Below are 501 nucleotides of genomic sequence, written 5' to 3'. Positions count from 1 at the left end.
TCCGGGTCAAGCGTAATAAAGGTGTGGTAGAAATTGACGGTATGACCGTAGAGGAATTACTGCCTTATCTAAAAGAACATCGGGAAGAATTATTAGTATTACTACGTAGGGTTTGCTGAACCAATCCCGTTTTCGGTAATTATAATGTTCAGACAATTTTGGGCCTGAAAATGACCGGAAAATCCGCTGAAATAGAACGAACGTTCGTAAAAACCATAAAAAAGCGCAGAGAAGCCCTGAGGCGTCTCTCCAGGTTCAAAACCAGAAACTTGAGAGCAATCACCGTTTCGCTCGTATTTCTGAGCATCGCGTAGATCTTGTCCAGCCCAAAGCGGCGTTTGGCCTGGCCAAACTTCCCTTCAACCGGGATCCGGCCTTTAAAGTCGCACTGCTCCACCCTTCGATCTGTTTTCCGGGCCTGCTTATCTTTCGGCCTACGGCCGAGTTTCGGTCCGCTGAGCCGGATGTGGCGTGCCTTGCAGAAAGCCCGATTCTTCCGAT

General features: G+C 48.5%; 1 protein-coding gene. It reads right to left on the bottom strand.

The genetic code is table 11. From position 1 onward, the window contains the following. Positions 1-148: 148 nt before the first annotated feature. Positions 149-501, bottom strand: a 353-nt coding sequence (locus tag EWH91_RS14360; protein ID WP_165364347.1) for a transposase, incomplete at its 5' end; no start/stop codon positions are given.

The organism is Sporolactobacillus sp. THM19-2 (genome assembly GCF_004153195.1).
Classification (GTDB): Bacteria; Bacillota; Bacilli; order Bacillales; family Sporolactobacillaceae; genus Sporolactobacillus.
Note: the sequence above shows the minus strand (reverse complement) of the source record. Positions and strands in the feature narration are given on the sequence as shown.